At 65.7% G+C, this 11,217-nt stretch carries 9 protein-coding genes; 4 read left to right on the top strand and 5 right to left on the bottom strand.

The window, feature by feature from the left end:
• Positions 1-12: 12 nt before the first annotated feature.
• The 5 genes from AUL36_RS04175 to AUL36_RS04195 form a co-directional block, all read right to left on the bottom strand.
• The gene (locus tag AUL36_RS04175; protein WP_062218373.1) at positions 13-1,038 is read right to left on the bottom strand and encodes an ABC transporter ATP-binding protein; all 1,026 of its coding nucleotides are present in this window, start codon (positions 1,036-1,038) and stop codon (positions 13-15) included.
• Positions 1,028-2,002, bottom strand: a complete 975-nt coding sequence (locus AUL36_RS04180) for an ABC transporter permease (protein ID WP_062218375.1) — start codon at positions 2,000-2,002, stop codon at positions 1,028-1,030. The genes AUL36_RS04175 and AUL36_RS04180 overlap by 11 nt, the downstream gene beginning before the upstream one ends.
• A complete protein-coding gene (locus tag AUL36_RS04185; protein ID WP_062218377.1) occupies positions 2,002-3,033 on the bottom strand; it encodes an ABC transporter permease in 1,032 nt (343 codons plus the stop codon). The genes AUL36_RS04180 and AUL36_RS04185 overlap by 1 nt, the downstream gene beginning before the upstream one ends.
• Positions 3,034-3,163: 130 nt before the next feature.
• The gene (locus AUL36_RS04190) at positions 3,164-4,828 is read right to left on the bottom strand and encodes an ABC transporter substrate-binding protein (protein WP_062218379.1); all 1,665 of its coding nucleotides are present in this window, start codon (positions 4,826-4,828) and stop codon (positions 3,164-3,166) included.
• Positions 4,829-5,038: 210 nt separating this feature from the next.
• On the bottom strand, positions 5,039-5,818 hold the full coding sequence (locus AUL36_RS04195; protein WP_058599074.1) for a helix-turn-helix transcriptional regulator: 780 nt from the start codon (positions 5,816-5,818) through the stop codon (positions 5,039-5,041).
• Positions 5,819-5,978: 160 nt separating this feature from the next.
• Between AUL36_RS04195 and AUL36_RS04200 the strand changes: the two genes are divergently transcribed.
• From AUL36_RS04200 to AUL36_RS04215, 4 genes are all read left to right on the top strand, one after another.
• The gene (locus AUL36_RS04200; RefSeq protein ID WP_062218381.1) at positions 5,979-6,878 is read left to right on the top strand and encodes a proline iminopeptidase-family hydrolase; all 900 of its coding nucleotides are present in this window, start codon (positions 5,979-5,981) and stop codon (positions 6,876-6,878) included.
• A gap of 77 nt (positions 6,879-6,955) precedes the next feature.
• The gene (locus AUL36_RS04205) at positions 6,956-7,570 is read left to right on the top strand and encodes a hypothetical protein (RefSeq protein ID WP_062218383.1); all 615 of its coding nucleotides are present in this window, start codon (positions 6,956-6,958) and stop codon (positions 7,568-7,570) included.
• A gap of 146 nt (positions 7,571-7,716) precedes the next feature.
• The gene (locus AUL36_RS04210) at positions 7,717-8,547 is read left to right on the top strand and encodes an aspartyl/asparaginyl beta-hydroxylase domain-containing protein (protein WP_062218386.1); all 831 of its coding nucleotides are present in this window, start codon (positions 7,717-7,719) and stop codon (positions 8,545-8,547) included.
• A 178-nt stretch (positions 8,548-8,725) separates the two neighbouring features.
• Positions 8,726-11,083, top strand: a complete 2,358-nt coding sequence (locus AUL36_RS04215) for an Orn/Lys/Arg decarboxylase N-terminal domain-containing protein (protein WP_058599078.1) — start codon at positions 8,726-8,728, stop codon at positions 11,081-11,083.
• Positions 11,084-11,217 lie beyond the last annotated feature (134 nt).

Below are 11,217 nucleotides of genomic sequence, written 5' to 3' on the forward strand. Positions count from 1 at the left end.
CTTTCACGGCGCTCATGCGGCGATCCCGCCTTCGCCATCCTCGCGCCGGAAGCCGCGCTTCGCCGCGTCCGGCAGGAAGCAGGCCACCTCCTGCGCGCCATCGGGCACGAGCGGCGGGCGCCCGGCGCAGGGCTCGAACCGGTAGCGGCAGCGCGGCGCGAAGGCGCAGCCCTCCATCGGCGCGCCGGAGGATGGCGGCAGGCCGGGAATGCCCGTCAGCCGTTCGGGCCTCGGGCCGCGCAGCGGCGGGATCGAGTTGAAGAGCCCATGCGTATAGGGATGGCGCGGCGCGGAAAAGAGCGCGCCCACCGGCCCGCTTTCCACGATGCGCCCGGCATACATGACGGCCACCTTGTCGGCGATCTCCGACACGACGCCGAGATCATGCGTGACGAAAACCACCGCGGTGCCATGGTCGCGGCGCAGCCGGTCGATCAGATCGAGGATCTGCGCCTGCACGGTGACGTCGAGCGCCGTGGTCGGCTCGTCGGCGACGATGAGCTTGGGCTCGCAGGAGACCGCCATGGCGATGACGATGCGCTGGCGCATGCCGCCCGAGAGCTGGTGCGGATAGCGATCGAAGACGCGCTTGGGGTCGGGAATGCCGACTTCGGCCAGAAGCCCTTCGGCCTTTTCGCGCGCGGCCCTTGCGGAAAGTTTCGTGTGGGCGCGAATCTGCTCCACGATCTGCGCGCCGACCGTGTGCACGGGCGTCAGCGCGGTCATCGGGTCCTGGAAGATCATGGCCGCCTGCTTGCCGCGAATGCGGCGCAGACGCTTCTGCGGCATGCCGACGAGTTCTTCGCCCTCCAGCCGCACGGAGCCGGAAATCTCGGCGTTGGGGTCGAGGATCAGGCCGAGGACGGAGAGCAGCGTCTGCGTCTTGCCCGAGCCGGACTCGCCGACGAGCCCCAGCACCTCGCCGGCCGAGACTTCCAGCGACACGCCCTCGACGGCGCGCACGAGGCCCCGCTCGGTGCGGAAGGCGACGCAGAGGTCGCGGATCGACAGGAGCGGCACAACGGGCTCACTTGGCATCGCGCACCCTCGGATCGATCACGGCATAAAGCATGTCCACCAGCGCATTGGCGGCGACGACGAAGAAGGAGGCGTAGAGAACGGTGGTGAGGATCACCGGCAGGTCCAGCGTCTGGAGCGCGTCATAGGTGAGCTTGCCGACGCCGCGCAGGCCGAACACGACCTCGGTGAGCAGCGCGCCGCCGCCGATCAGCGCCCCGAAATCGAGGCCGAACATGGTGACGAAGGCGATGAGCGAGGAGCGCACGCCGTGGCGCAGGAGAATGCGCCGCTCCGACAGGCCCTTGGCGCGCGCGGTGCGCACGAAATCTTCCTGCAGCGTCTCGATCAGATCGGCGCGCAGGATGCGCCCGTAAAGGCCGATATAAAGGATCGCGAGCGTGATCCAGGGAATGACGAGCGCGCGGAACCAGCCGAGCGGGTCGGTCAGAAGCGGCTTGTAGCCGAGCGGCGGCACCCAGGAGAAGAGGAACGTGTCGTGCATCCGGCTCTGGCTAAGGAGGTTCATCACCTCGCCCACCCAGAAGACGGGCATGGACACGCCGATGAGGCTGAGTGCCATCAGCGCCTTATCGGTGATCGAGCCGCGCGTGGCGGCCGCGACGACGCCCACCACCAACCCGCCGACGATCCAGAGCACGGCCGCGCCGAAGACGAGCGAAAGCGTGACGGGAATGGCCTTGGTGACGGCCGGGACGACCTTCTGCCCCCGGTTCACGAAGGAGGTCAGGTCCTGCGTGATGAAGAGGCGCTTCATCATGACGGCGTATTGCACCGGCAGCGGCTGGTCGAGGCCGAAGCTCGCGCGCACCTGCTGCAGCGTTTCGGGCGACGCGTTGCGCCCCGCGATGCGCGCGGCGGGGTCCGCGCCGGGCGTCGCGAAGAAGATCAGGAAGACGATGACGCTGATGCCGAACATGACCGACACGAGCCTGACGAGGCGGGAGAGGATCGCGAACAGCATCAGGCGATCCTCACCTTGGCGCGCGGATCGAACGCATCCCGCACCCCGTCGCCCAGGATGTTGAGCGCCAGAACGGTGAGCGCGATGGCGATGCCGGGCGCGAGCGCGACGACGGGCCGCGAATAGAGAAGCCCCTGCCCGTCCTGAATGATCGTGCCCCAGGAGGCGTCCGGCGGCTGAACGCCGATCGACAGGAAGGAGAGCGAGGATTCGGTGATCATGTTGAGCGCGATCAGGATCGGCACCAGCACGATGACGCGCGGCAGGATGTTGGGCAGCAGATCCTTGAAGAAGATGCGATGGGCGGGAACGCCGAGGGCCTTGGCCGCCGTGATGAATTCCGAGCGCATGAGCGAGAGCGTCTGCCCCCGGATCGGCCGCGCGACATAGGGCACGTAGACGATGCCGATGATGAAGACCGGCAGCCAGAGGCTTCCCGAGCGCAGCTCGATCGGCCCGATCGACACGCCCTGGCTGATCAGGACGATCGAAAGCGAGATGGCGAGAAGATAGATCGGGAAGGCCCAGAGCACATCCAGAATCCGGTTGAGGACGCCGTCCACCAGCCCGCCGAAGAAGCCGCAGGCCAGACCCACGACGACCGCAAGGCTCAAGGTCAGCACCGTCGCCGCACCCGAGATCAGAAGCGAATTGCGCCCGCCATAGAGAAGCCGCGCCGCGACGTCCCGCCCCTGATTGTCCGCGCCCAGCATATAGGGGCCGAATTCCCAGGTCGGGCCGATGGGCGTGACGCCGAGCCCGAGCCCCGTCGTGGACGGCTCCAGAACCGAGCGCACCTGCCCATCGACGGTAATCTGGCCGTTGAGATTGGTGGCGAACGGGTTCGTGCCCGATACGTGCGAGGCGTAGAGCGGCGCGGCGAGACAGGCGAGCGCGACGAGCACGAGAAGGCCGAGCGCCAGCATGGCAGCGCGGTCGCGCCGCAGCCGTCGCCAGGCGGTGGCCCAGGGGCCGGGCGATATGTCGCGCGCCGGCGCTATTGGGGCGGAAGGGGAAAGACTGTCGGTCACGATGGGTTTGCCGTCGTCCGGCGCGGCGGGCGGTGAGCGCCCGCCGCTGGCCGGATGCCTCTCAAGGGAAAAGGAACCGCCGGCTCCGGGCAGGACTGCCGGAGCCAGCCGGAGGATCAGGCGAACCGGATCACTGCACCGCGATCTTGGAGAAGATGGCGTAGAATTGCGGGCTGAAGGTGAAGTTCTGGACCCGCGAGGAGACGAAGTCGACGCGCTTGGGCGTGAAGAGCACGGCGGCGGGCGCGGCGTCCGTCACCATCTTGTCGACCTCCGACCAGATCGGCAGGGCGGCCTTCGGGTCCTTCACGCCGGCCGCGAAAGCTTCCGCCATCTTGGCGTCCACGGCCTTGTCGCAGAAGCCCGCGATGTTGACCGAGGCGTCGGAGCCCGGATGGAACGAGGCACAGGAGAAGAGCACGTTCAGGAAGTTCGAGGGCGAGGGATAGTCCTGGAACCACTGCGAGATCGAAATCTGCACCTTGTTGTTGGTGTTCTGGATATAGGTGAACTGAAGGTTCTGCGAGATCGGCTGGACGCTCGCCTTGTAGCCGAGTTCGCTGAGGATATCCTGGAGATAGACGCCGATGGCGCGGGAGACCACCGTATCCTCGGCGATGATCTTCACCTCCTGGCCGGCCGTGCCGGACTCGGCGACGAGGGCCTTCGCCTTCTCCATGTCGGGCGCGGACCAGGTGGTGCCGGGGTTCAGCGTGTAGGGGCAGTAGGGCACGTGGCCGGGGAAGTCCGGCGGCAGGATCTGACAGGCCGGCTGGGCGAGGTTCGCGCCACCGAACAGCTTGACGATGGCGTTGCGGTCGATCGCGAAGTTCACGGCCTGACGCGCCTTGATATTGTCGAAGGGCGCGAGATTGGTGTTCATCGGCGCGTACCACATCGCCGTCAGCGGATGCAGGAAGACCTGATTGGCATATTGCGTGCCGATCTCGGACAGGCGATCGGGCGGCGGCTGATCGAACATCCAGTCGGCGTCGCCGTTCTGGATGGCGGTGACGGCGGCTTCCTCGGTCAGGCCGAAATCATAGGAAATGTCGTCCACGAGGCCATCGGGCTGCGCCTCGGCGCTCCATTCCTTGAAGTTCGGATTGCGCACGAACTTGATCGCAGCATTCGGATCGTAGGACTGGATCGCGTAAGGCCCGGTGCCGGGGATCGGCGTCGTGCCTTGGTCGGTCGCCGGGGTGCTGGCCGGCATGATATAGGCGTGGGGCACCGCGATCTTCTGGAGGAACTCGCCGTCGGGCGCGGTCAGGTTGATCGTCACCGTGCCGGCCGCCTTGTCGGCCACGACGCCGCCGTCCAGCGTGCAGTCGGCGGGGCTCGCGATGCATTTGTCGGCCCCGACAATGCCGTTGTAAAAGGTGCCGGCCGTCGGGCCGGAAATCTTGAAGATGCGCTGGAAGGAGGCGACCACGTCGTCGGTCGTCAGCTCCTGGCCGTTGGAGAACTTGATGCCCTTGCGCAGCTTGAACGTGTAGCTCTTGCCGTCGTTTTCCGGCGTCGGCAGCGCTTCGGCGAGATCGGGCACGACCTCGAAGCCGGTCTTGTCACCGGCCTTGCGGAAGGTTACGAGCCCGTCATAGGTGATGTAGAAGAGCTGCCAATATTGCAGCGTGTAGTTGATCTGCGGGTCGATCGTGCCGGCCGCCGCGCGGGCCAGAAGCCGTAGGCTGCCGCCCCTTTCCTGGGCCGAGGCGGGGCTGGCCGCCAGCGCGCAGGCGAGGGCCGTGCCGGCCAGCGCCGCGGATAGGGCTCGTAGTCTCAAAGACGGCATGACGATCTCCTTCCAAACCAGGTCGCGCGGGCCTCGCGGCTCGCCCGCCGCTCCGCTCGAAAACGGATGAACCTTCGCTTAGGAGGGCTTGGCTGGCGGGGAGAAAAATCCTCTCCGCCCGAACCGCACCACCCCAGCGAGCTTGCGTGTCTCGAAGTGTGAACCGGCGTCCGGGCCGGGACTAGCTATCAAAACACATAGGGTCGGGCCTCAAGCCGCTTGGCCCTCGCTTTCGAGGTCGAGCAGACGGTAATGCGCCGCGCGGGCGACGGCCTGGAAGCGGTTGCGCGCGCCGAGCTTGCGGCCTGCGCTGTTGAGATGGAGCGTCACAGTCGGCACCGAGCGATCGAGACGCCGGGCGATTTCCTTGGCGGTCAGCCCTTCGGCGCAGAGGCTGAGGCACTGCACCTCGCGCGGCGACAGGCGCATATGGCGCGAGCGGCGCGTCTCGGGTGCGAAGCCTGCCTGTACGACGTCATGAAATGTCTGGCCAAGAATGCCGATGGCCGGCGCCAACTCCGCCGCCTGTGCGCCGAAGCCCTCCTTGGCATCCACGCAGATGGCGGTGAAGGTCGCGAGATCCCCGCCCGGATGATGGATCGGCACGGTGACGCCGCAGGAGAAATGCATGTCCCTCATATAGTCGAGCACCGGATCGTGCCGCTGGCATAGGACCGTTTCCATGACCCGGCTCTGCCGCCCGCAGGCCGACCAGACGAAGGGCGCGGCCGAGGCGAGCGCGGCGTCCTGCACGGGGTCGAGCTGGTAGAAGCCCGAGCGCCACAGACGCATCATATCCTCGGGCACCTCGCGCCCTTCGAGGATATTGGGCGTGATGAGAACGCCCTCATGCGTGCGTGGAACGGGCGTGTAATCGTAGATCACCGAAGTGAAGCCGACGCGCTGCACGAGAGCGAGCGCGGCGTCGAGCGCCGGGTCGAGGGCGGTGCCGGGGCGAAGTCGCTGGGTGAGATCGGTCAGAAGCGTCATGACAGGATGGAAGCATTATAGACTTCTGCCCGTCAATTGTGCGCGCCCACGAAATGGGCAGAAGCGCGCAAAAATCCGCCCTCCCCCTCTTCTTTTCGATAGCTGTCGGCGTCTTGTCCCGCGCCGTAAGCTCGGCTCATTCGAGACAAGGAGCCACCATATGTCCGCCATTTCCACCATCGAGGGCTTTGCGCCTCATCAGGACTACCAGACCTGGTACCGTGTATCAGGCGACCTCGCCTCCTCGCGCCTGCCGCTGGTGATCGCCCATGGCGGGCCGGGCTGCACGCATGACTATGTCGACAGCTTCAAGGAACTCGCCGCCCATGGGCGCGCGGTGATCCATTACGACCAGATCGGCAATGGCCGCTCGACGCATCTGCCGGACAAGGGCGGCGACTTCTGGACCGTCGACTTTTTCCTCGGCGAACTCGACAATCTCCTCGCCCATCTCGGCATTCAGGATCGCTATGCGCTTCTCGGCCAATCCTGGGGCGGGATGCTGGGGTCGGAACATGCCGTGCGCCGGCCGAGCGGGCTGAAGGCGTTGATCCTTGCCAATTCCCTGGCCGCCATGCCGCTCTGGATCGCGGGCGCGGGCAAGCTCCGCGCCGCCCTGCCGGACGATGTGCGCGAGGCGCTCGATCGGCACGAGGCGGCCGGCACCGTCACCGACCCCGAATATCTCGCCGCCACGCGCGAATTCTACGACCGGCATGTCTGCCGCGTCACGCCCTGGCCGGAGGAAGTGGCGCGCACCTTCGCGGCGGTGGAAAGCGACCCGACCGTCTATCACACGATGAACGGGCCGAACGAATTCCATGTCGTCGGCACGATGAAGAACTGGACGGTCGTGGACCGCCTGTCGCAGATCGAAGCGCCGACGCTGGTGTTCCGCGGCGCTTATGACGAGGCGACGCCCGAATGCGTGCAGCCCTTCATCGACCGGATTCCGAATGTGGAAAGCGAAGTCTTCGCCGATTCCAGCCACATGCCCCATGTCGAGGAAAAGGACGCCTGTCTCGCCCGCGTCGAACGCTTCCTCGAAAAGCACGACTGACAGGGCAAAGGCAGGGGCGCAGCTTGGTGGCTGCGCCCGCCCATGCTTGACTGGCCTCCCCATCCGGAGACCCGACCATGCCGCTGCAAAACCGCGTGACGCCCTTCGGTGAGATCGTCGCCGACCCGGCGCGTGGGCTCTTCATGGGCAATCGCGGCATCCTGCATGACGAGACGAGGCAACTCGGCCGCAGCCGCTGGAAGCATCCCAATTGGATCATCTGCCGGCTCGATTATCGCGGGACGAAACGCCCCTTGATGTCGCCCGGCGCGTATACCGAACTCTTCTTTCTGGACGAGGCGACGGCGCTGGCGGCGGGACACCGCCCCTGCGCGCTGTGCCGGCCGGACGCTTTCCGGCAATTTGTGGCCGCTTGGGGCAAGGGCCATGGCGACGAGCCCCCATCTGCCAAGGCGATGGACGCTGCGCTCCACGCCGCGCGGGTGACGCGCGACCGGCAACCGGTGAGAACCCGAGCCGCTCCCGCCACCCTGCCGGACGGCGTGATGATCGAGCAGTCCGGCGCGCCCTGGCTGATCTGGCAAGGCCGCCGCCATCTCTGGCGCTTCGAGGGCTATGGCGACAGCGCGCCGTTGGACGAAGGCGAGGTGACGGTTCTCACACCCGCGCAGACCCTCGCAGCCCTCCGCCATGGCTACGCGCCCGTCTTGCATCCAACGCTGCGCGCCTGACGCCTCATCCGGCGGAGCGTCCTTGAACGGTCGCCGGACCCCCTTACGAAAATTCCTCGCGGAGAGGCCGTGAAGGCCTTGCGCGTGACGAAATCAAATGTCCGTTATGCCGCTCAACTTTTCAGATCGGATGGCGGAGCCAATCCATGACCAAAAACCAGAAGAAGGCGCTGCGCCGCATCGCCATCGCCTTGCCCGTGGTGGCGCTGCTCCTGTGGTTCGTGCCCTGGCTGACGCTGTTCTGGCTCGTCTGCGGCGTGATCGACGTGGCGCGCAACAAGGGCAAGAACCAGCTTCTGATCAGCCGCTACTTCATGGGCAACGGCATTCTGACCTGGCTGCTCTCGCCCTTCAACCTGTTGGTGGACCTTCTCAGCCACCGCAACCCCGGCATCTATACGCTGGAGGATTTCCCGGCCGAATGGCGCGAGGAGATCGAGACCGTGCTGAACACGTTCCGCACCCGGCGCGACGAGATCACCGGCGAGATCGACGCCAAGTTCCATGACGGGCGGCGCGGCATGTATGTCTATCGCTGGTACGGCAAGAAGAATATCGACACGGTTCCCGAATTCAATCGCGAGTTCAAATACGTCAAGACGATCGCGGTCTCGGTCTTTTCGGGCAAGGAATCCACCACCTGGCATTACGGCCCGCTGCGCCTGACGCTGCGCGTGCTTCTCAACCTCAAGCCGGCCGACAGCGACCGCGTCTTCATCGAGTGCAACGGCCAGCGCCATCTCTGGCGCGACAACCCGCTCTACATTTTCGATGACACGCTGTTCCATCGCTCGGTGAACGAAGTGGACGCGCGGCGCTACAATGTCTTCATGGACGTGATCCGCCCGACCCCGGTGCCGGGCTTCCTCGGCGCGCTCCTGTCCGGCGTGTCGATGATCGCCGACCAGATGAAGTCCATGTTCTACAAGAACTGGCGCATGATCGGAAACCGCCCCGCCGCCAACGCCAAGGGCTGACCTCAGCTTCATCGAGACGGCCGAAACCCGTGCGCATTGCCTGCGCGCGGGTTTCCTTTTGTCCGCGAACCGGGCATCTCCAGCCCGCCTGATATCGCCGCTCCGCGATCGGCCGGGATTGTCTTGGTCCTGTCATGAAACGCGCCGACATTCCGCGCCACGACGAACCGGGTGCCTCATGGACTATTTCCGACGCTTTACCTTCCTTTTCGCCACGCCTTCCTTCGACGCCAACGACCTCGAAGGGGCCCGCTTCAATCAGATCGTGGCGGAAATCGAGCATTCCGGTTTCGAGGTGGTGCGGGCGCGCAGTCTGGAAGACGCCGAAATCTCGGTGCAGACGGACGCCGCCATCGGCTGCATGATCGTCGACTGGGGCAAGAAGGGGCTGGAGGGCAAGACGGCCGCCCTGATCAACCTGATGCGCCGGCGCGGGCTCGACTTCCCGATTATCCTCCTCATCCGCCGCAAGCGCTTCGAGGACGTGCCGGTCGAGGTTCTCGACTTCATCGACGGCTATGTCTTCCTGTCGGAGGAAACCCCGGCCTTTATCGCCAAGAACCTCATCAGCCGCCTGAAGCAATATGCCGAAACGCTGAAGACGCCCTTCTTCGGCGCGCTGGTGGACTATGCCGAAGAGGGCAACCAGCTCTGGACCTGTCCGGGCCATAATGGCGGCGTCTTCTACAGCCGCTCGCCGATCGGGCGCGTGTTCATGGAGCATCTCGGCGAAGCCGTGTTCCGCGACGATCTCGACAATTCGGTTCTCGATCTCGGCGACCTCCTGACCCATGAGGGGCCGGCGCTCGCCGCGCAGAAGGAAGCGGCGAAGATTTTCGGCGCCGAGAAGACCTATTTCGTGCTGAACGGCACCTCCACCTCCAACAAGGTGGCGCTGGCGGCATTGGTCACGGACGGCGATCTCGTCCTGTTCGACCGCAACAATCACAAGGCGGCCCATCACGGCGCGCTTCTGATCTCGGGCGGCATTCCCGTCTATATCCCGACCGCGCGCAACTCCTACGGGCTGATCGGCCCGATGGACTATGCCTCGCTGGACGAGGCGGCGCTGCGTGAGCGCATCCGCACGCACCCGCTCGTCAAGGACCCCGAGGCCTGGAAGAAGCCCCGCCCCTTCCGCGTCGCCGTGGTGGAACAGTGCACCTATGACGGCACGATCCACAATGCCGAGATGATCCTGAAGTCGATCGGGCATCTGTGCGAATACATTCTCTTCGACGAGGCCTGGGCGGGCTTCATGAAGTTCCACCCTCTCTATGCCGGGCGCTTCGCCATGGGCTTGGGCGAACTCGGGCCGGACGCGCCGGGCATCATCGCCACCCAGTCCACCCACAAGCAGCTGGCGAGCTTCAGCCAGGCCTCGCAAATTCATATCAAGGACCGGCACATCAAGGGCCAGAAGCGCCGCGTGGAGCATCGTCGCTTCAACGAAAGCTTCATGCAGCACGCCTCCACCTCGCCCTTCTATCCGCTCTTCGCCTCGCTGGACGTCGGCGCGCAGATGATGAAGGGCCGCTCGGGCGAAGTGCTCTGGGACGACACGATCCGCTTGGGCATCGAGCTGCGCAAGAAGATCCGCGCCGTGCGCCGCGAGTTCGAGGAAAAGGAACAGCGGCCCGACCGTCGCTGGTTCTTCGAGCCCTTCGTGCCCGACACGGTGGCGATCCCCGATGCCGCGCGCCCCGGCGCGGTGCATAACGTGCCCTGGGAAAGCGTCTCGACCGACCAGCTCGCCACCAACCCGGCCTTCTGGCACCTGACGCCGGATGCGCGCTGGCACGGCTTTGAGGGCATGGAGCCGGGCTTCGCCATGACCGATCCCAACAAGCTGGTGCTCTTGACGCCCGGCTTCGACGGGTCCAACGGCACCTATAGCGAGCACGGCATCCCCGCGCCGATCGTCGCGCAATATCTGCGCGAAAACCGCATCGTGGCGGAAAAGAACGATCTCAACTCGCTTCTCTTCCTGCTGACGCCGGGCGTCGAGGCCTCCAAGGCCGGCACGCTGATTTCGGGCCTCGTCGCCTTCAAGCGGCTGCACGACGAGAACGCGCCCCTGGAAGAGGTGATCCCCGAATTCGCCCGCCGCCGCGCGGCGCGCTATGCGGGCGTGCGGGTGCGCGATCTCTGTGCGGCCATGCATCGCTTCTTCCGCACGGCCAATGTCAGCGCGCTCCAGGCGCTGCAGTTCTCGGCGGGCCACCTGCCCGACATCGCCATGTCGCCGCACGATGCCGCGCGCTGCCTCGTGCGCAACGACGTGGATTATCTGCCGATCGGCGAGATCGAAGGGCGCATCGCCACGACCCCCTTCGTGGTCTATCCGCCCGGCATCGCCACGATCGTACCCGGCGAGCGGCTCAACGAGCGCTCGCGCCCGATGATCGACTATCTCAAGATGTTCGAGGCCTCGTTCAACACGTTCCCCGGCTTCGAGGTCGAAATCCAGGGCGTCTATCGCGAAGTGGATGAATCGGGCCGCGTCCGGCTCTATACCTACGTCGTGGCCGAGTAGAGCGTGGGGTTTCGAGTTCGTTGATGACCGGAGAAAACGACGTCACCATCCGCCCCTCGCGCGATGGTGACGTGGAAGCCATGCTGGCGATCTATCGCCGGCATATCCATCGCGGTGTCGAGGCGGGTCTGGAG

Source organism: Aureimonas sp. D3 (assembly GCF_001463805.1).
In the GTDB taxonomy this organism is placed as follows: domain Bacteria; phylum Pseudomonadota; class Alphaproteobacteria; order Rhizobiales; family Rhizobiaceae; genus Aureimonas; species Aureimonas ureilytica_A.

Excerpts from the sequence above, each read along its gene's own strand:
- AUL36_RS04175 (WP_062218373.1), bottom strand. The coding sequence starts at position 1,038 with ATGCCAAGTGAGCCCGTTGTGCCGCTCCTGTCGATCCGCGACCTCTGC.
- AUL36_RS04180 (WP_062218375.1), bottom strand. The coding sequence starts at position 2,002 with ATGCTGTTCGCGATCCTCTCCCGCCTCGTCAGGCTCGTGTCGGTCATG.
- AUL36_RS04190 (WP_062218379.1), bottom strand. The coding sequence starts at position 4,828 with ATGCCGTCTTTGAGACTACGAGCCCTATCCGCGGCGCTGGCCGGCACG.
- AUL36_RS04195 (WP_058599074.1), bottom strand. The coding sequence starts at position 5,818 with ATGACGCTTCTGACCGATCTCACCCAGCGACTTCGCCCCGGCACCGCC.
- AUL36_RS04200 (WP_062218381.1), top strand. The coding sequence starts at position 5,979 with ATGTCCGCCATTTCCACCATCGAGGGCTTTGCGCCTCATCAGGACTAC.
- AUL36_RS04205 (WP_062218383.1), top strand. The coding sequence starts at position 6,956 with ATGCCGCTGCAAAACCGCGTGACGCCCTTCGGTGAGATCGTCGCCGAC.
- AUL36_RS04210 (WP_062218386.1), top strand. The coding sequence starts at position 7,717 with ATGACCAAAAACCAGAAGAAGGCGCTGCGCCGCATCGCCATCGCCTTG.
- AUL36_RS04215 (WP_058599078.1), top strand. The coding sequence starts at position 8,726 with ATGGACTATTTCCGACGCTTTACCTTCCTTTTCGCCACGCCTTCCTTC.